Genomic DNA, 19,330 nt, shown 5'->3' on the forward strand with positions numbered 1-19,330 from the left:
TTAATAGCACCATAGCGGTGCTATTATCTTTCGCTCTTTTTACATACGGTGTTGTTCTCATGAAACCAGTATTTTTTGCTTTCCCTTTAGTTCTAGCGATCCTGATGCCCACATTAACGTCTGCCAAAGAAACTTGTACGATCGAACAATTCCAGCCGATAGACATCCAGCCAGACACCAAAGGCGGTGTATTAGATAAAGAAAGCGGACAGTTTCTGATTACTGAAAAGCCACCAATGCGATGCGCGAATATTACGTTCACGACATCAACGACACGTAACCGTATCGCAAGCCAAATGAATAGTAATTTTGAAGCAAGCTTCTACGATGGTCAGACGGGTAATTCTCACTCGGTGACTTTTAACGAAGATGAAGTACAGGCAGGTTACATTCGAATTGGTCCAAATAACCCTGTTGAAGCTTATGTTTGTTTTGTTACCTCAGAGACGCCAATCAAAGACATCACTTGCGATGTGAACTGATCAGTGAACGAAAAAAACAGGGCTAAGGGAAAAATCCGTTTTCCGCATAGCCCTATTTTGCTGCTTACTCGGTTTGTTAAAGGATGTCCGTGTCTGCCGCTAAGTAGCGTGCGATAATTGGATGTCTGATTGCGTTCGGGTCACCTGGCGACCACATTCCACGCTTCATTCCTTTAACGATTAGATGGATCACCGCCGCATCTATGGCCGACATTACCGCTATATTAACCGGTTCATTGTGGCTATAGCCCATTTCAACTTCGAGTAGTTCTTTGTAATCGACAAATCGAAAAGCACCGAAGCCAATCTCATGTGAAGAAATGGTTTTGGATGTGGTAACACTCAATAAAACTTGCCCCGTTCTTACATCCACAGCTCTTAAGTTCACGGTCACTTGATCAGTTCGATATTGCCCTGAACCTCCTATACCCAAGTACTTAGCACCTGCCCCGCCCGTTACAATATTGGAGTCGTAAGCCACAATACCACCTTCAATGACAATGTTTGCCGAGCTCAAGGATGACAAATCAGCCCCATGGTTATTGACGACTTTATCCTTCTTTTGAGCAGCACGAATGATCTTACGTTCGGTCAACAAATTCTGGAGGCCTTCACGCTCTAGAGGAACAAACCATTGTGAATCTATCAGTGCTGTGGTCAGCAAAGATGTACCTCCCTGTGGTACTGCTGTTGAAAAGTTACTGTTGGGTTGGGGTTTATACTGTCCTGTCTGATCTCTAAAGTCATACACGGACACTAGAATTTTACCGCGAGGCTGAGGCAATGAGATCAGGTCTGTATAGGTTGATCCTCTAGGCATCAGCTTGGGCGTTTCAGAAGTCTCCGGAATTTGCATAGAGTAAGTGCATCCTCCCAACACAAAAGCCAGGAAGACGATGATGATCGATTTCATAGCACAATCCTTGTGAATTAGAGGTCTGGGTTGAGTCCTGATACGCTGATTTCGGTTGATTCTCCTGTCGCTTTATCGACGATTTGAACCAACAAAGTCCCTGAGTCATCCACAATGTTCAGGAAAAAATCATCGGTTTCTAGTTGTCCTGTGTTGCCATTACCGACATCCGCAAGCAATTGGCTAATCAAACGAGACTCTAAACTCGATGCTAATCGATCTAACGCAGATTCTTGTTCATCAAAAATGTCTCGAGCGCTAGGGTCTTCGAAATCATTGATGGCATTGGCGTGATTAAAAAGGTGAGAACTGTTTAAAGCGTTTCCGCCAAAACTTGGGTTTACGGGCGTATAAACTAACTCGCTTGCATAAACTGAAGGCGAAACGAGCAGCGCAATGAGCGCAGCCTTTCTGAAAAATATCGACATCCTTGGCTCCTTAGAATTCATCATGGTCTAGATCGTAAGTGTCCTGAAAGATCCGTTCTGCTTGCCATCTGATGATGTAATTTCCAACCACTCTTGTTGCATCGGCAGCACGTTCTTTTGCTTGTCTACGACCAGGGGACAACGCCGTACGAAAGATCGGTTTCCTAGAGTGTTGAACCTCTATGATGCTTCCAGATAACGCCGTTGGCCTTTCTTTTACCGTCAAATTTTCCTTAAGGTCGGGATAACTATCATTGAGCGATTGCGAGAAGAAAAAATAGAAATCCTCTCCGAGCCGCGTGATGGTTCTGTCCACTATGATTCCATCAACTTCACTAAAGTCGTTGAATTTTTCCTTAAGTTTGTTTGTCGAATCCTCAAATTTTTGTCCGTTTTCTAAAGGAGCAGCATTTTCAAGACCATGACTCTTTTCTTCTGCGTGAATAGCAAAAGAAAGCAGAGTTATTGTAAGCAGCTTGATTTTCATGAGTGCTCCCATTCAAAGTCCATTTACAAAATGAGAATGTGATTCGTCGAATCTGAATAAAGCGTAATTCATGCTTACAGTGGCATATATAAACTTTGGGATTAATTGCTGAAGGGAATTGGTTAACTTAGGTTGGCAGGCGGCAGCTGAATACTAATTAAATTTCATATCTAAACCAAAATATTTTCAACTTTAAGTTTATAGCTGTTCGTAAATTCAAAGCCTAGGATTTCGATAAGAAATAGGTTCACTCACCTCCCTACGAAATTTATTTTAGTAGGGATCATAATCACGAACACTTTAAGGCAAAGATGATGGTAATTGGGCAAGCATCACTTATCAGCTTAACTTGTTTATATTTTTTATCAGGAGGTTTTAATAATGCTATCGCATCAGATATAGAGGGCGATTTTTTACATAATGTTAGTCAGGATATCATTAATGATTATAACGACTTGGAAAACTATCCTTCTGGAGATTTAGATAATTATTCAGAAATTAATATATCTAATGCTTCTGATTCAACAGCAATAATTAAACAACGCAGTCCTGGTATTACCGCGAACAACAGAGCAAAGATAACGCAACGCGGAAGTTCTAATTCCGCCTTTATAGGTCAAGTAGGGCGAAACAATACTGCCTTGGTTGATCAAAATGGTTCAAATAACTATGCAGCGATTGGTCAGATCGGAGTCAATTCTGAAGCGCTAATTTCCCAAGACGGAAACAACAATTTAGCAGTTATTGGACAAGCTAATTTCTCTGGAAGCAGCAGCAAACTGAGTATCGATCAACAAGGAAATAACAATACTGCATTTATGGCTGGTGCTGGAGGGGACAATTCGGGAATTTCTCAAAATGGGCATGATTTTGCAATCGTAAACGCGTCGAGCTCAATGAGAATATACATCAATCAAGCAAATTAGCGCGCAGTATGGACGCTTGATTCGAGTTGCTTCTATATGAAGCAGCAACAACGTCGACATGGAAATGTATAAGGATACAACTTATGAAACTTACAAAACTTGGAATTATAGTCGGTGCCGTTATTGGCTTAAACGTAGCTCACGCAGATGATTTGCCAGCTCCATTTCCTGCATCTGAGCCAGCAACGGGAGTCATTGAGGGAGTAGCAGACCTTGGTATCAAGAGTAAAGTTGATGCAATTCAGCCTTTAGCTATGGACAATACAGCGGTGTGGCAAATGGGGAGTGGCGATATGGCTAATGTAACCATTATTCAAAACACATCAGGTGTTACTAATGGTCATGTCGCGCTTGTCGATACACATGCCAGTTATAATTCAGACGTAGTTGTTCAACAGAGTGGTAATCTAAATGAGGCAGAGGTTGAGCTACGTTACAAACATAACGATGCTTGGGTTAAACAAGATGGATTGCGAAACCAAGCTAAAATAAAAGTTGAACGTTGGGGGCAAAACAATGATCTGCGTGTCACCCAAATGGGCGACGATAATATCTCTGTAGTTAAAGCTCTTGGCGGTGCTGACTTCAATGAAGCAGATGTGCAAGTCAATGGTCATTCAAATGTAACATATACTGAGTTCAGCGACCGAGATGCTGATTATAATGATGTTGATATTAATGTTACTGGTGATAGCAACTACGTCCAAAGTATCGTTGATACTCGTAACATTGGTCCCGCTAGAGACAATTTGGTCGACATCGAAATTTCAGGTGATGGCAACCGAGTTTTCACGGAACAAATTGGACGAGAATCAACTGCCATGGTTAACCTACAGAGCAGTAGCGCTAATGAATTCCTAATTCATCAAACTTCGTATGATGCTGCGTATGTTTCAGGTAACGGTGCATACGGCAATGTTGGTCTAATAAACCAAAATTAATATGACCTCTAATGCATATATTAAAACGGCGCTGGTCGCCGTTTTATTTATTTCTTACCATTTAAATGGATTTGCTTATGATTTAAATTCAGTACAGTGCCTGATAAAAAATAAAAATCTTATTCTGACCGTAAATAACAGTGTGGCATCTTCATTAACATTAAGTACGAACACCTATTCTATTTTCAATCAGAATACAGAAAGTGGTGTTACGACGTTGATTCTTAATATAAATCAGTTTCCAGTCACTATAAAACTTCACCCAAACAAGGGGATCTGGAAAATTCATGAAGACTGTACAATCAATAAAATAAACCATAAATCTCGGTAATTCCCTCTTTCTACTTAAGTATTATTTTACCTTCGACAATACTATTAAATTTATTTCATAAATTTGATGAATAATTAACCTTAAAAGTTAGCAAAATAACAATACGTGCTTTAAACTAAAACACCTAAAGTTCAAGTAATGAGTTAAGACAAGGAGTTCCACATGGCTAAGCTGGAAGCTCATAACGCCATTTTACTTGCGGAGAACAATTTACAATCAATATTACTTAAAGAGTCTATAGAACAAAAAGTTAACCTGAACATAAGGCTCATATCACCAGAACGGTTAAGTATTAAGTCCCTACAGAATCAAGGCTTAGATCTAGTTATTATTGATTTTCCGATAATGAGTAAACAGTACATTGAAAAATATCAAGAGATCAGGGATGACGTCGCAAGTAACGTTCATGAAGTGTTACTCAATACACCAGACGACTTTCCACATTCAGAAATGCTCAAATGGCAGTATCTCGTTGGTATTTTTTATTCGTCTGACACGCTTGATAAGCTAGTGACCGGTTTTAACTGCATTTTGCAAGGTGAGATGTGGATGAGCAGAAAACTGATCTATAAATACATTCGTTTTTATAGAGACAGACAATGCGCCAAAACCAGCCCTCATTACCTCAAGCTGACCAAACGCGAGCAGCAGATCATTAAGTTACTCGGTGATGGAGCATCTAACACTCAGATAGCAGATACCCTCTATGTCAGTGAGAATACGGTCAAAGCACACCTTCACAACACGTTTAAAAAAATCAAGGTGAAGAATCGCTTACAGGCTCTGATTTGGGTGAAGAACAACATTGCAACGAGTGAGTTTGTTCAATAAGAGTAAGCTTAGACTCACTGACGATAAATAGGCCGATGTAACCCCAGAATATAAAAAGCCGTAGCCCCTTCTATTGCAAAGAGTGCTACGGCTTTCTTTAATGCGGTCGGTAAAGAGGTTATTTAGAACATCAGGCGAACCCCAATTGAGTTCCAAACCAAAACGAAACAAAAGGTTCAAATGCAAAAAAGCCGTAGCCCCTTCTATTACAAAGAGTGCTACAGCTTTCTTTAATGTGGTTGGTGAAGAGCTTATTTCGAACATCAAGCGAACCCTAGTCTAGTTCGAATCCCATTTACAATAGCTCAAAACGACGAAAGCCTGCTCATTGAGCAGGCTTTCTTTAATGTGGTCGGTGAAGAGGGATTCGAACCCCCGACCCTCTGGTCCCAAACCAGATGCGCTACCAAGCTGCGCTATTCACCGAGATATCTAACTGGCTCATTGCCTGTCGATGGAGCGTATAATACGGGTTCTGAATTTATCCGCAAGGGCTTTTTCTCATATTTATTGCGATTTTGAATCGTTCGAACAAAAGACATACAACAACGAGCATGATGTGACGAAAAACACACAGTTACCAACAAGTATTTAACTTATGAAACAGGATTGATCCAGATCAGTGAATTGATAACGCTTGTTAATACACTAACCCCTGTCATATAACTTTGAGGTATACACATGGACTTTTGGCTAGATCTCCTATTTGGTAATGCGGTGGGACTATCTTCAATGATAGTAATCTTCGGGGCTCTGGGTCTCATGATGTTTTATGGAGGCTTCTTCATCTACAAAGTTATGACTGACAAATCTCCTCACTAGAGTCGCTCAGCCTAAATCATTTACTGTTAAGTATCATTTACTTGATCAGTAAACGTTAAAACGCTTTGCACCGGAGCTGACTTCTCTTGTCTCCTCCGGTTTTTTCATTTTTAAACCCAGCCCCAACTTAGGTATACTTGACCTATCCTTCTCTAACTTGAGATGCACACTATGTCTCATGATGACGATTTAGACCTATTCCAAGAAATGATGGGCGATGTGAAACGTATCGACCATGACACCGCTGAACACCAGAAAGTACACCGCGTAACGGAATCTCACCTAGCCAAACGTGAAGCCGCAATGTGGCTGTCTGATGACGAGAAAGATTACCTCTCGCTCGACTACTCTCCGATGGTGAAGCCAGATGATGTTATCGCCTATAAGAAAGATGGCGTTCAGGAAGGCGTATACAAAAAGCTACGTCTAGGTAAGTACCCTATTCAAGCCAAGCTGGATCTGCATAGAAAAACACTCAAAGACGCACGTAATGAAGTGCTTTCATTTTTGCGTCAATGTCTAAGGATGGATGTTCGTACCGTCATCATTGTTCATGGCAAAGGTGAACGTTCGAATCCACCAGCGATGATGAAAAGCTATGTCGCCAACTGGTTGACTCAAATTAACGATGTCCAGTGTGTGCATTCGGCGCAGCAATTTCATGGTGGAACCGGCGCAGTCTACGTCATGTTGAGAAAGAGTAATGACAAAAAACTCGAAAACAGAGAGCGACACCAGAAGCGATCAAGTTAGTACAAGTTGTATTGATAGCCTCGACGACACGCTCATTGTCACTTCAATTTACTGGACAATAGATATTTAGTGCCGAAGTAGACACTAGGTGCTAAAATTGTCGTCAGTTAACGAATTCAAACGTAAAAGCAACTGCCCTGTAGTTGCTTTTTGTTTATCTAAATTTCCGTTGTGAAACGCTAAGAGAATATCATGTCACAAGAATCCCAAGCTAAACGCCTTAATAAGTACATCAGTGAAACTGGTTTTTGCTCACGCCGCGAAGCCGACAAACTCATTGATGCTGGCCGAGTTACTATCAATGGTAAAATCCCAGAGATGGGTACGAAAGTAATGCCAGGTGATGACGTTGAGATCGACAACAAGCCCGTTCGTTCGAAAGAAAAGCCTATCTACATCGCCCTGAATAAGCCGACCGGTATTACTTGTACCACTGAGCGAGATATTCCTGGCAACATCGTTGACTTTATTGGTCACCACAAGCGTATTTTCCCAATTGGCCGCCTTGATAAACCGTCTGACGGTCTTATCTTCCTGACCAATGATGGCGACATCGTAAACAAGATTCTTCGTGCGGGTAACAACCACGAAAAAGAGTACGTGGTTCGTGTCGACAAGCCGATTACGGGTGAGTTCTTACAGAAAATGGCAGCGGGTGTTCCTATTCTGGATACGGTGACTTTGCCATGTAAAGTAGAGAAAGAGACCAAGTTCTCTTTCCGAATCACACTAACGCAAGGCCTTAACCGCCAAATCCGTCGTATGTGTGAAGCACTTGGTTATGAAGTATTCAAACTTCGCCGTGTACGTATCATGAACATATCTTTAGATGGTATTCCAAATGGTAAATGGCGCTACCTGAGCGACGAAGAGATCACTGAAATCTTAGCGATGTGTGAAGGTTCAGTAAGTACTGAAGATGCGTCAAAAATGAACGCGAAAGGCCAACGTATTCGCAAAGCGACGGACGCTAAACTTTTTGATAGCCGTGAAGAGAACCAAACTTCAACAGCTCGCCGTAACCAAAAAGAGAACCGTACTCGCACCTACCGCGGTAACAATGCCGATGAATTCCGTCATGCGCCTAATTCAAAGCGTGGTCGTAACTCATCGAATAATGAAAGCGGCGGCAATACCGAGAACTGGAAATCGAACTCTCGCTCAGAGCGTTCTAATTCAGATAGAAACAGCTCGGATCGTAATCGTACAAATCGCGACAATAACGATCGTAGAAGCGGTAAACCAGCAAACCGTAGCCAAGACTCAAACAGACCAAACAAACCAGCACCTAAGCGCGTTGGTGGTACCTTAGGTCTTAAGAAGTAATATTTACTCTCTAATACAGAAACGCCCGCTAGGTTATCTTAGTGGGCGTTTTTTGTTGTTGGCTAAGTCAAAACTAGGTACGAAGACGGTATTTAGCTCGACAGATTAATGGCTTTTATTATCGCCCGTCTGTTACAAACACAAATCAGTAAATTGAGCTCGGGTAAGCAAGGCTAAGTCCTTTGGAGCTAGCTCGATTTCCAAGCCCCTCTTTCCTGCACTCACACATATCGTTTCAAAATCCTTCGCAGTGGAATGTACAAAGGTAGGCAATGCTTTCTTTTGACCAAGCGGACTGATTCCACCAACAACATAACCCGTGGTTTTCTGTGCGATATCAGGGTTAGCCATCTCCGCTTTTTTGCCTTTCGCCGCTTTTGCTGCAAGCTTTAGGTTTAGCTTTTGGTCCACAGGGATAACCGCCACAGCCAAGTCTTTAGCTACACCGTTCAAACAGAACAAAAGCGTTTTGAACACACGTTTAGGATCCTGACCAAGCGCTTCAACTGCTTCCAAACCATAATTCGTATTGTTGGCATCGTGATGATACTGATGAACGCTATGAGCGATTTTCTTTTTCTTGGCGAGATTGATTGCTGGGGTCATAACAAATCCAAACGATAGATAAACAAAAAGCGACGCCGAGGCGTCGCTTTAGTTAAATTTATCATGGTGCTAGAGTCAATCTAATTCAGCACCTAGTGATTAAATTTATTGGGTTCAATTACTTGTACACCATTTGACCAGAAGGTGCGTACTTGTTCACGTCTACTGGGCTGTTTGCTTCTAGGTACTCTTTCAGTACTTCTGCATCAACAAAGCCAGTGTTTACGTAACCAGGGTGGTCAGACAGTTTAGGGTAACCGTCACCACCAGCAGCGTTGAAGCTTGGTACTGTGAAGCGGTATGTTTCGTCTAAACGAAGTTGCTTGCCACCGATGAATACGTTAGATACTTCACCGTTCGCTACTGTCATTGAGATACCAGCGAATTGTGCGTAAGCACCAGAATCGATTGGTTTAGTTGCAACTACATTTAGGTAATCTAGAACTTCTTTACCCGTCATGTCGGTGTAAGTCAGGATGTTTGCAAAAGGTTGTACTGTTAGTACGTCTTTGTAGGTTACATCACCGGCTTCAATTGAATCACGTACACCACCCGAGTTCATCACAGCGAAGTCTGCTTTTGCGCGCTCCATGTGAGAAGTCGCAATTAAACGACCTAGGTTAGTCTGTTGGAAACGAACAACGTTACGGTCACCTTCAAGCTTGCCATTAGTTTCAGCAATTTGAACTTCTAGCTGTGCTTGGCCTTGCTCTTGGAAAGGACGTAGGAACTCAAGTAGTTCTGGGTCTTGTGCGATTTCATCTTGAATAAAGACACGCTGTTTCTTGCCGTCAATCTTAACTTTTTTCTTAAGGTTAACTGGAACAAGATTGTAGCTCACCATCTCTAGCTCGCCATTACGGAATTCGTAGTCAGCACGGCCTACATATTTGCCCCACTCGTGAGCTTGAACGATGTAAGTACCGTTTTGAAGATCAGGCTTACACTCATCACCCGGCTTGAAGTTTTTCTTCGCAACGTTAGGGCCTTCCATACATACAGGCTCTTGCGAGTGACCACCAACGATCATGTCTAGGTCACCTTCATCTAGGTAACGTGCTAATGCCACATCACCCGGTGCGTTAACGCCACGCTGACCATTTTCGTAGTGGCCCATGTGAGTCACTGCGAAGATAAGATCTGGTTTTTCTGTTTCTTGAAGTTCAGCGATCAGTTGCTTCGCTTCTTCTTTAGGGTCACGGAAGTCGATACCAGCGATGAACTCAGGGTTACCAATCTTTTGAGTATCTTCAGTTGTTAAACCAATAACCGCAATCTTGATGCCTTGCTTTTCGAACATCTCGTAAGCTTGGAACTTGCGTTCGCCTGTCGCTTTATCGTAGATGTTCGCAGACAGCATTGGGAAGTTAGCCCAGTCGATCTGCTTTTGTAATACGTCTAGTGAGTTATCAAACTCATGGTTACCCAATGCCATGGCATCGTAACCAATCTTATTCATACCTTTGAAATCAGGTTCAGCATCCTGAAGATCTGACTCTGGCACACCTGTGTTGATGTCACCGCCAGATAGAAGCAACACGCTACCGCCTTCTGCTTCAACTTCCGCACGAAGTTGATCAATGAGCGTTTTACGCGCAGACATGCCGTATTCGCCGTATTTGTTCTGCCAGAAACGACCATGGTTGTCGTTAGTGTGAAGAATAGTTAGCTTGTAAGTTTCGTCTTGGTTCCAATCATGGGTCGATTGAGACGCACAACCAGCTAAAGTAGCTAGGATTGCAGCACTTAGTGCTGTCTTTAGAATAAGGCGTTGCTTCATTGTCATACCTTTGAACTTTTTAGGGGAATCCACTGCTTCAACCTCTCTCATTTAGCCAATGTCTACTTAAGAAACATCGTTAGAGAATGGTAAAACTTGAAGTAGTTTAAATTAAGACAGTAAACCTAACAGAGTGATTTCATATTTATGTAGGATAGATCACCTTAATCCGCTATCGAGTGTGTAACAAAGCGGCAAAGTTGCATTTGAGCAAATAAGTGATCACAGGCAAACGTTTTCATAATTTTTTAGATTATTTGTGATTTACTCAATCCAACGCCGTAATTAAGTGATCCTCGTTAAATTTATTTTATTATTCAAAGCCTTAAATGATACGTTATAACATTTCAAAATATGCATTAGCTTGGTTTGAACATGTCGAAACAACGGTAACTTACTTCGTAATAGGTACAAAAAAGCCGGCACTTATGCCGGCTTTTCATTCTGTGTAATTCGATTATTTGATATCGATGTGCTCGAAGCCTTTGATAAGGTCATCAAGTGCTTTCATCTGCTTCAAGAACGGCTCTAGTTTATCTAGAGGCAGTGCAGATGGACCGTCACAACGAGCTTGGTCAGGGTTCGGGTGAGCTTCGATAAACAGACCCGCAATACCAGTTGCAAGACCCGCTTTCGCAAGTTCAACCGTTTGCTCACGACGACCGCCAGATGCAGCACCTGAAGGGTCGCGCATTTGTAGAGAGTGCGTCACGTCGAAAATGATTGGGCTACCGTTTGAAGATTTCTTCATCACGCCAAAGCCAAGCATGTCCACAACAAGGTTGTCGTATCCCATACAAGCGCCACGCTCACATAGGATGATCTTGTCGTTGCCACACTCAGCAAACTTATCAACGATGTTGCCAACTTGGTTCGGGCTCATGAACTGAGGCTTCTTCACGTTGATTACAGCGCCAGTCTTCGCCATCGCTTCAACTAGGTCAGTTTGACGAGCTAGAAATGCTGGAAGCTGGATAACATCAACGACATCTGCAACTGGCTGAGCTTGTGCTTCAGTGTGAACATCAGTGATGATCTTCACGCCGAATGTGTCTTTTAGCTCTTGGAAGATTTTAAGACCTTCTTCCATACCTGGACCACGGTACGAGTGAACAGAGCTGCGGTTCGCTTTATCGAAAGACGCCTTAAATACATAAGGGATACCCAGCTTTTCTGTTACTTTTACGTAGTGCTCACAGATCTGCATTGCTAGATCGCGAGATTCAAGAACGTTCATGCCTGCAAATAGCGTAAATGGCTTGTCGTTAGCAATTGGCATGTCGCCAATATGAACTGTTTTCTGTTCCATCATATTCTCTCTAAATAATTATTAATTAGTGAACGACCACTGTCTTTTCGTTCATGACGTTCACTTGAGATTTCAGTAACTCAGATGCAGGGTCATCTGGGCATTGGTCGATAAAGTATTGATAATCCGTTGCTGCTACTTGGTGGCAATCTAGCTGTTGATAGATAAAGCCACGATCGCGGATTTCATACGGGTCATCCGGTACAAACGTTAATGCAAGGTCAGTACATTTCAACGCAAGCGTATAACGCTCTTCTCTTAGCAGTGCGCTCTTAAGCAATGCTAGCCACTTACCAATAATGGTTGGGTGGTCGGCCACTTCTAAATGCTCCGCTTTAAGCTTAGCTAATGGACCATCATGTCCAATCAGCCATGCACGCAAGGTTTGCTCGCCAACATACTCGCCGTTGTAAGGGTTGATATAGACAGCAGCTTGACCGTACCAACTCACTTTAAGCAAGAACTGAGTCGGGAAAGAGACACCTTCTACAGGAAAGCCTAGCTTGCGACCGAGAAAAAGAAAGATCGCGCCAAGGCTTACTGGAATGCCTTTCTTTCTCTCAAGCACTTTATCAATGAATGCGTTTTCTGAAGAGAAGTACGCATCTTTATCGCCAGCGAAGCCCCACTCATAGAAGAATAGTCGAATAAAGGACTCAAACTTCTGCTGTTCGTCGGTTTCATGAACCAAAGCAAATTCAGCTTCTTTAAACAATCTTGCCAGCTCTTGCTCAGCCCAACTGTCTTGAGTTTCTGGGTTAATCGCTTTATTTAAGATCAATGCACCTTCAGCTAATTCTAGCTGGTCAAAGTCTTCATCAAAAAATTCGTACATAGATAGTTAACCGAAAATAAGGAGATAATTAACCGAAAAATGTTGGTGTCTTCGTCATTGCGATTTTGCCTGCCATTGCTAACCAGCCAAGCGCACCGAAGAAAGAGAAAACTCTCAATAGCTTGTTCTTACCTAACTTAAGCGCAAAGAAACCCAATGCGATGTAAGCCATAACACAGGTTAGTTTTTCGGTTAACCATGGTGCTGCAGGTGTAAATGGAATAAAGCCAGTGATAAAAATCAAACCAATACCCGATAGCAGTAGCAACGAGTCATTGATATGAGGAAAACGCTGCAAGAAAGGATGCTTAAGCTTCGGAGAGTTAGCCATCATAAGAGCGAAACGAATCGAAAGCAGCAGTGCGCTTATCGCAATCGTTAGTAAGTGAAAATGTTTTAAACCTTCGTACATGGTATTCCTTTATATTTTTATATGTGCTTTCGTTAACACGAGCCACACAATACCCGTTAATGCTCTGTATTTCTGCGTTAATTCTCTGTATTTCTACGTTAATTGCATTATCGAGTGAAATGTATTGTCGAGTTAAAGGTATAAATTTAGCAAGTTCATCATCTATTGCTCACAAGATGATTAACCGCAGCCGATGGACAGCTAGTATCTATGAACAGTTACTACCTATGAACAGTAACGACCCAATGTCACTCGGTCATTACCACCGTAATCTTTCTCTGTGACAACATCGAGATAACCGAGCGCCTGCATGATCTCACGTACCGCCAAACCTTGGTCGTAGCCGTGTTCAAATGCCAACCAGCCTTCATTTTCCAAAAAGGCACGTGCATTTTCAGAAATGTAACGAATGTCAGCCAGTCCTTTCTCTTCCGCAACCAATGCAGTAATTGGCTCAAAACGCACATCCCCTTGAGATAAGTGAGGGTCATCTTTCTCAATATAAGGTGGGTTAGAGACAATTAAAGAGAACTTGGTATCGTTGCCATCAGAAGCTAGCTCGCTTAAAGGATCAAACCAACTGCCATGTAAAAACGTAGCGTTGGTGATGTTTAAGCGCTTCGCATTTTCTGTCGCAAGCTCTTGAGCTTCAGGACGCAGATCAATACCCGTCACAGGGCGGTTTGGCATTTCAGACGCAAACGCTAATGCGATCGCACCAGTGCCAGTACCTAAATCTAGAATCGCACCTTGTTTGCCATAGGTTTTATCCAAAGCCACTTCAACCAAACGTTCAGTGTCTGGACGAGGGATTAAAGTAGAAGGCGAAACTTTTAGCGGCAATGACCAAAACTCACGCTCACCAACAATGTAAGCCACTGGCTCACCGGTTAAACGACGTTTTAGTAGGATATTGAATTCAGATTCTTGTTCTGAGGTGAGATGCTTCTCAGGCCAAGTAAGTAGGTAAGATCTTGGTTTGTCTAAGGCGTGACATAGCAGTACCGCAGCATCAATCGAGGGCGATGTGTTATCGCCCTCTTGGAGCTGCACGATTGCTGCTTTTAATGCACTTTCAACCGTATAAGCAGACTGCATATCGTTAGTTATTTTCTGCCAATGCTGCAAGTTGGTCAGCTTGGTGTTCTTGTAGAACGGGATCAAGCAGACTTTGCATATCACCTTCCAGAACTTCGTTCAGACGGTAAATAGTTAAGTTGATGCGGTGGTCAGAAACACGGCCTTGTGGGTAGTTGTAGGTACGGATACGGTCACTACGGTCACCAGAACCTAGTAGGTTGCGACGTGTGTCAGAGATTGCTGCCGCACGACGCTCTTCTTCAGCTTGAACGATACGAGCCGCAAGAACTGCCATCGCTTTCGCTTTGTTTTTATGCTGAGAACGCTCGTCTTGACACTCTACTACTGTACCTGTTGGTAAGTGAGTAATACGGATTGCTGAATCCGTGGTGTTAACGTGCTGACCACCCGCGCCTGATGCACGGAAGGTATCAATCTTAAGATCGCCTGCTTTGATTTCTGGAAGATCGGCTTCTGGGATCTCAGGCATAACAGCAACAGTACATGCAGATGTGTGAACACGGCCTTGAGATTCTGTCTCAGGTACACGTTGAACACGGTGACCACCTGATTCAAACTTCATTGTGCCATAAACACTGTCGCCACTGATCTTAGCGATCATCTCTTTGTAGCCGCCTTGTTCTGAGTCATTGCTGCTCATTACTTCAACGCGCCAGCCTTTCTTCTCTGCAAACTTAGAGTACATACGGAAAAGGTTACCAGCAAAGATACCTGCTTCATCACCACCCGCGCCTGCGCGGATTTCTAGGAAACAGTTACGCTCATCGTTTGGATCTTTTGGAATAAGAAGAATCTGTAACTCATCAGTCAGACGCTCAATCGCTGCTTTCGCATCTTTGATTTCATCTTGAGCCATTTCACGCATTTCTGCGTCGTCTTCGTTTGCCATCTCTTCAGCAGCTTCTAGATCTTCTTTCGCTTGCTGGTATGACTGGAAGCAAGCTGTCACTTCTTCAAGTTGAGAGTACTCTTTTGAAAGTGCACGGAATTTGTCTTGATTCCCGATTACATCTGGATCACCAAGTAGATGTTGAACTTCTTCATAGCGTTCAACAAGTGTTTCAAGCTTTACTAGAATCGAGGCTTTCATAATGTCTTATCTTGTTGGAGGTCTAATATTATTGAGGGTTTTCTAAGCCCAAACTCTGTCTAATGACCATTAATTTTGCAGGTTCTCCTTGCTCAGCTGCACTTTGAAGTGCGCGCGTTGGAGCATGGATCAATTTGTTTGTGAGCTTATTGCTGAGCTCGAGTAAAACTTTTTCAGGGTCACCGCCAGCGGCAAGTGATTGTAAACTTTTACTTAATAATTCTTCGCGGATTTCGTTAGCCGATTTACGGTAATCTCGAATACTGTCTACCGCTTGCAGTGAGCGCATCCAACTCATGAACGCGGCACTTTCTTCACTGACGATCGCTTCAGCTTGAATCGCTTCTACTTTGCGTTGTTCGATATTGCCATCAACAATCGACTGCAAGTCATCAACCGAATAAAGGTAGGCATCGTTCAGATCGCCAACCTGTGATTCAACATCACGAGGAACGGCAATATCAACCAATAGCATAGGCTGATGCTTTCTTGTTTTCAGTGCAGTCTCAACCATACCCTTACCGATAATAGGCAACGGGCTTGCGGTTGAGCTGATCACGATATCCGCTCGATGAAGATGATCAGGGATCTCATTCAAACTGATCACTTCAGCACCAAACTCTTCAGCCAGCCCTAAAGCACGCTCTCGAGTTCGGTTCGCCACAATCATTTTTGTACAGCCATTCGCCGAAAGGTGCTTGGCCACCAGTTCAATGGTTTCACCCGCGCCCACCAGTAACACGGTTGAATCTGCTATGGATTCAAAAATATGCTTGGCTAAGGTACAGGCTGCGTAAGCAACAGAAACCGCGCTTCCGCCAATTTCAGTTTCAGTTCGAACACGCTTCGCAACAGAAAATGATTTCTGGAATAGCTTTTCCATTGAAGCGTCAACGGATTTGTTCTCTCGCGAGTCCGTATACGCTTGCTTCACCTGACCTAAGATCTGCGGTTCACCCAAGACTAAGGAGTCCAAACCACAAGCAACGCGCATTAAGTGTTTAATCGCGGCTTGCTCTTCATGGATATAAAGGCTTGGCTTTAGTTCTTCTGGGCTAACTTGATGGAAAACCGACAACCAATCAATGAGTTTGTTTTTAGCCACGCCTTTAACGTCGCAATACACTTCAGTTCGATTACAGGTAGAAAGTATGACACTTCCATTCACGTGTGCATTCGCGTTAAGTTGCTTGAGTGCCTCAGATAATTTATCTGGACCAAAAGCGACTTTTTCTCGCAATTCAACCGACGCTGTATTGTGATTGATACCTACGGCAAGCAAAGACATGTATCAGAAGTTCTCGATCAGGGAATGGAAACAAGGGGCGAATTTTACTTGATGCATGGCTCTATTTAAAGAGCAAGCGGGATTTGTTTTCCTGAGTTCGTGAATTCAATGCTATAGTTGAAGCGTTTTTTAGATAAATTTGAACAAGTTGTGAGCAAATATGAGCAAACTTCGTAGAATCACGTCTCTTATTTTTATGACCATAATTATGGTGGGTTGCTCGTCTATGCCTGAACAACCGACCAGTGTTGAGTGGCAAAGTCACCAAAACCGACTTCTACAGATAGAAAACTACCAAGCCTCGGGCAAGCTCGCCTACATTTCTCCAGAGCAGCGCCAAAGCCTAAATTTCATTTGGAAGCATTCACCAAATCAAAGTCAATTGAGGCTCACTACGTTTCTCGGTCAAACCGCATTAAACCTGACTATAGATCCGTCGGGTGCCAAAGTGGTGACCTATGACGACCAAGTATTTACTCACGCAAGTGCCTCTGTATTGGTTGAGCAACTGACAGGTTTGCAGATCCCTATTGATCACCTGCCCCAATGGTTCCTTGGCATTCCAGACCAAGCTGACAGCTACCAACTAAATACATCCAACACGCTTGAGTCTCTAACCAAACAAGTCAGCAGCCAGCTATGGACACTGAACTTCGCTAATTATCGAAATACAGAGATGCCTAGTAAGCAGCTATCAGATGAAGACAACACAAATGTAGAAAGCATCCCCCTCCCTACTCGATTGTCATTCAAGCAAGACGATAACAAAATCAACATTGTAGTTTCGAAGTGGACACTGAAAAAATGATAACAACGCCAACGCATTGGCCTTCTCCGGCTAAACTGAATCTATTTCTTTACATCACAGGTCGACGTGACAACGGCTATCACGAGCTTCAAACTTTGTTTCAGTTTGTTGATTTTGGCGATGAACTAACGGTTACCGCAAACTCAGAAACGAACTCAATAACCATCACACCGGAAATCCCAGGCGTTGCGACCGAAGACAACCTGATTTGGAAAGCCGCGACCGCCCTTCAACAATATACATCGACCTCTTTCGGTGCCGATATTAAGCTTAAGAAAGTCCTTCCAATGGGAGGTGGTATTGGTGGAGGTTCTTCAAATGCCGCAACCGTGTTGGTCGCACTGAACTATCTATGGCAACTCAAGCTATCGGATGATCAGCTCGCAGAGATCGGATTGAAACTTGGCGCTGACGTTCCTGTGTTCGTTCGAGGCCATGCCGCCTTTGCAGAAGGCGTTGGAGAACAGCTTCAACCCGCTAATCCGGATGAAAAATGGTATCTCGTTGTTAAGCCTCAAGTGAGCATAGCAACTGTAGACATATTCACACATTCAGAATTAACTCGAAATACGCCGAAGCGAGCGCTATCAACGCTTCTAGAGCAAGAATACGTAAACGATTGCGAAAAAATTGTGCGAATGCTGTACCCAGAGGTTGATAAGCAACTTTCATGGCTGCTACAATACGCGCCGTCGAGATTGACTGGCACTGGTTCATGCGTTTTTGCTGAATTTAGCAGCAAAAAAGAAGCCGAATTGGTGTTGGAACAACTGCCTGACACAGTTTCCGCTTTTGTAGCGAAAGGACGAAACATTTCTCCTTTAAAAGAAACTTTGGCTGAATACCACTCAGCCCACCCACAATCTATTTAAAACTGGACGCAACCCGAGGTTTCCACCGTGCCTGATATGAAGCTATTTGCTGGTAACGCAACACCTGAACTAGCCCAACGTATTGCTGATCGTCTATACATCTCTCTTGGCGATGCTACTGTAGACCGTTTTTCTGATGGCGAAGTCGCTGTTCAAATCAATGAAAACGTTCGTGGTAGCGATGTATTCCTGATTCAATCAACTTGTGCACCAACCAATGACAACCTAATGGAATTGGTGGTAATGATTGACGCAATGCGCCGTGCTTCTGCTGGCCGTATTACTGCTGTAATCCCTTACTTCGGTTATGCCCGTCAAGATCGTCGTGTACGTTCTGCTCGTGTGCCAATTACTGCAAAAGTTGTTGCAGATTTCCTTTCTAACGTTGGCGTTGACCGCGTTCTTACTATCGACCTACACGCAGAGCAAATCCAAGGCTTCTTCGATGTACCTGTTGATAACATCTTCGGCACTCCAGTTCTTCTAGAAGACATGGCGAACCGTGGTCTAGAAAACCCAGTTGTGGTTTCTCCAGACCTTGGCGGTGTTGTACGTGCTCGTGCTACTGCTAAAGCGCTAGGTGATGTAGACATCGCTATCGTTGATAAGCGTCGTCCACGTGCTAACGTTTCTGAAGTAATGAACCTAATCGGTGATGTTGAAGGCCGTGACTGTGTTATCGTTGATGACATGATCGATACGGGTGGCACACTATGTAAAGCAGCTGAAGCGCTTAAAGAGCGCGGTGCTAAGCGTGTATTCGCTTACGCAACTCACGCTGTTTTCTCTGGTACTGCTGCGAACAACATCAAGAACTCAGTTCTTGACCAAGTTATCGTAACGGATTCTATCTCTCTATCTCCAGAGATGGCTGCGACAGGTAAAGTAACAACACTTAGCCTTTCTCGCATGCTTGCTGAAGCGATTCGTCGTATCAGCAACGAAGAATCAATCTCAGCGATGTTCAACTAATCAACGCTTCATAGCTT

The 19,330-nt window shown here is 43.3% G+C and carries 21 protein-coding genes and 1 tRNA gene; 10 read left to right on the forward strand and 12 right to left on the reverse strand.

All coding sequences use genetic code 11. The features are described 5' to 3' along the window. Positions 1 to 59: 59 nt before the first annotated feature. A complete protein-coding gene (locus L1D37_RS06025) occupies positions 60 to 482 on the forward strand; it encodes a hypothetical protein (protein WP_239847248.1) in 423 nt (140 codons plus the stop codon). A gap of 76 nt (positions 483 to 558) precedes the next feature. Here L1D37_RS06025 and L1D37_RS06030 read toward each other — a convergent pair whose 3' ends face one another. From L1D37_RS06030 to L1D37_RS06040, 3 genes are read right to left on the reverse strand one after another with little or no spacing between them, the layout of a single operon-like run. Next, positions 559 to 1,395, reverse strand: coding sequence for a CsgG/HfaB family protein (locus tag L1D37_RS06030; RefSeq protein WP_176681848.1), 837 nt, complete (start codon positions 1,393 to 1,395; stop codon positions 559 to 561). Positions 1,396 to 1,412: 17 nt separating this feature from the next. Then, on the reverse strand, positions 1,413 to 1,823 hold the full coding sequence (locus tag L1D37_RS06035) for a curli assembly protein CsgF (RefSeq protein WP_176681849.1): 411 nt from the start codon (positions 1,821 to 1,823) through the stop codon (positions 1,413 to 1,415). Between the two features lie 10 nt (positions 1,824 to 1,833). After that, positions 1,834 to 2,310 carry a curli production assembly/transport protein CsgE gene (locus L1D37_RS06040; RefSeq protein ID WP_239847249.1) on the reverse strand — a complete coding sequence of 159 codons (477 nt, stop codon included), beginning with the start codon at positions 2,308 to 2,310 and terminating at the stop codon, positions 1,834 to 1,836. 314 nt (positions 2,311 to 2,624) lie between these two features. Here L1D37_RS06040 and L1D37_RS06045 point away from each other — a divergent pair, with 314 nt between their 5' ends. The 3 genes from L1D37_RS06045 (at position 2,625) to L1D37_RS06055 (ending at position 5,339) form a co-directional block, all read left to right on the forward strand. Then, a complete protein-coding gene (locus L1D37_RS06045) occupies positions 2,625 to 3,236 on the forward strand; it encodes a curlin subunit CsgB (RefSeq protein ID WP_239847250.1) in 612 nt (203 codons plus the stop codon). An 83-nt stretch (positions 3,237 to 3,319) separates the two neighbouring features. Next, complete coding sequence (locus L1D37_RS06050; RefSeq protein WP_239847251.1) at positions 3,320 to 4,177, forward strand: curlin; 858 nt, start codon at positions 3,320 to 3,322, stop codon at positions 4,175 to 4,177. A 493-nt stretch (positions 4,178 to 4,670) separates the two neighbouring features. Then, positions 4,671 to 5,339 (forward strand): LuxR C-terminal-related transcriptional regulator, encoded by a 669-nt coding sequence (locus tag L1D37_RS06055; RefSeq protein ID WP_239847252.1) that lies wholly within the window; start codon positions 4,671 to 4,673, stop codon positions 5,337 to 5,339. A 349-nt stretch (positions 5,340 to 5,688) separates the two neighbouring features. Here the strand turns inward: L1D37_RS06055 and L1D37_RS06060 are convergent. Further along, positions 5,689 to 5,765, reverse strand: a tRNA-Pro gene (locus L1D37_RS06060). 255 nt (positions 5,766 to 6,020) lie between these two features. On the opposite strand from L1D37_RS06060, the gene L1D37_RS06065 reads away from it, so the two are divergent. From L1D37_RS06065 to rluF, 3 genes are all read left to right on the forward strand, one after another. Beyond that, positions 6,021 to 6,161 (forward strand): DUF3149 domain-containing protein, encoded by a 141-nt coding sequence (locus L1D37_RS06065; RefSeq protein WP_004739790.1) that lies wholly within the window; start codon positions 6,021 to 6,023, stop codon positions 6,159 to 6,161. Positions 6,162 to 6,332: 171 nt separating this feature from the next. After that, complete coding sequence (gene smrA / locus L1D37_RS06070) at positions 6,333 to 6,914, forward strand: DNA endonuclease SmrA (RefSeq protein ID WP_026084095.1); 582 nt, start codon at positions 6,333 to 6,335, stop codon at positions 6,912 to 6,914. Positions 6,915 to 7,106: 192 nt separating this feature from the next. Then, positions 7,107 to 8,240 (forward strand): 23S rRNA pseudouridine(2604) synthase RluF, encoded by a 1,134-nt coding sequence (gene rluF / locus L1D37_RS06075; RefSeq protein WP_239847253.1) that lies wholly within the window; start codon positions 7,107 to 7,109, stop codon positions 8,238 to 8,240. Positions 8,241 to 8,372: 132 nt separating this feature from the next. Here the strand turns inward: rluF and ybaK are convergent, their stop codons facing one another. From ybaK to hemA, 8 genes are all read right to left on the reverse strand, one after another. Further along, entirely contained in the window at positions 8,373 to 8,846 is a 474-nt protein-coding gene (gene ybaK, locus L1D37_RS06080) for a Cys-tRNA(Pro) deacylase (RefSeq protein WP_239847254.1), read from the reverse strand. Between the two features lie 118 nt (positions 8,847 to 8,964). Then, a complete protein-coding gene (gene ushA / locus L1D37_RS06085; RefSeq protein WP_176681856.1) occupies positions 8,965 to 10,626 on the reverse strand; it encodes a bifunctional UDP-sugar hydrolase/5'-nucleotidase UshA in 1,662 nt (553 codons plus the stop codon). Between the two features lie 457 nt (positions 10,627 to 11,083). Continuing rightward, positions 11,084 to 11,938: a 3-deoxy-8-phosphooctulonate synthase gene (kdsA, locus tag L1D37_RS06090; RefSeq protein ID WP_174571129.1), complete on the reverse strand. Its 855-nt coding sequence runs from the start codon at positions 11,936 to 11,938 to the stop codon at positions 11,084 to 11,086. Between the two features lie 22 nt (positions 11,939 to 11,960). Continuing rightward, on the reverse strand, positions 11,961 to 12,770 hold the full coding sequence (locus tag L1D37_RS06095; RefSeq protein WP_017632900.1) for a SirB1 family protein: 810 nt from the start codon (positions 12,768 to 12,770) through the stop codon (positions 11,961 to 11,963). 28 nt (positions 12,771 to 12,798) lie between these two features. After that, the gene (locus L1D37_RS06100; protein WP_009848726.1) at positions 12,799 to 13,182 is read right to left on the reverse strand and encodes a SirB2 family protein; all 384 of its coding nucleotides are present in this window, start codon (positions 13,180 to 13,182) and stop codon (positions 12,799 to 12,801) included. Positions 13,183 to 13,407: 225 nt separating this feature from the next. Then, positions 13,408 to 14,280, reverse strand: coding sequence for a peptide chain release factor N(5)-glutamine methyltransferase (prmC, locus tag L1D37_RS06105; RefSeq protein WP_239847255.1), 873 nt, complete (start codon positions 14,278 to 14,280; stop codon positions 13,408 to 13,410). Positions 14,281 to 14,284: 4 nt separating this feature from the next. Beyond that, positions 14,285 to 15,373, reverse strand: coding sequence for a peptide chain release factor 1 (gene prfA, locus L1D37_RS06110; protein ID WP_017632898.1), 1,089 nt, complete (start codon positions 15,371 to 15,373; stop codon positions 14,285 to 14,287). 28 nt (positions 15,374 to 15,401) lie between these two features. Further along, positions 15,402 to 16,661 carry a glutamyl-tRNA reductase gene (hemA, locus tag L1D37_RS06115; protein ID WP_017062312.1) on the reverse strand — a complete coding sequence of 420 codons (1,260 nt, stop codon included), beginning with the start codon at positions 16,659 to 16,661 and terminating at the stop codon, positions 15,402 to 15,404. A gap of 160 nt (positions 16,662 to 16,821) precedes the next feature. On the opposite strand from hemA, the gene lolB reads away from it, so the two are divergent. Genes lolB through L1D37_RS06130 form a run of 3 tightly spaced genes read left to right on the forward strand, consistent with a single transcriptional unit; the run spans position 16,822 to position 19,313 of the window. Then, a complete protein-coding gene (gene lolB, locus L1D37_RS06120) occupies positions 16,822 to 17,469 on the forward strand; it encodes a lipoprotein insertase outer membrane protein LolB (RefSeq protein WP_239847257.1) in 648 nt (215 codons plus the stop codon). Next, complete coding sequence (gene ispE / locus L1D37_RS06125) at positions 17,466 to 18,341, forward strand: 4-(cytidine 5'-diphospho)-2-C-methyl-D-erythritol kinase (RefSeq protein ID WP_239847259.1); 876 nt, start codon at positions 17,466 to 17,468, stop codon at positions 18,339 to 18,341. The genes lolB and ispE overlap by 4 nt, the downstream gene beginning before the upstream one ends. Before the next feature lie 27 nt (positions 18,342 to 18,368). Further along, complete coding sequence (locus tag L1D37_RS06130) at positions 18,369 to 19,313, forward strand: ribose-phosphate pyrophosphokinase (RefSeq protein ID WP_004739814.1); 945 nt, start codon at positions 18,369 to 18,371, stop codon at positions 19,311 to 19,313. Positions 19,314 to 19,330 lie beyond the last annotated feature (17 nt).

Origin of the sequence: Vibrio sp. Isolate33 (assembly GCF_022397895.1) — a bacterium.
Taxonomy (GTDB): Bacteria; Pseudomonadota; Gammaproteobacteria; order Enterobacterales; family Vibrionaceae; genus Vibrio; species Vibrio pomeroyi.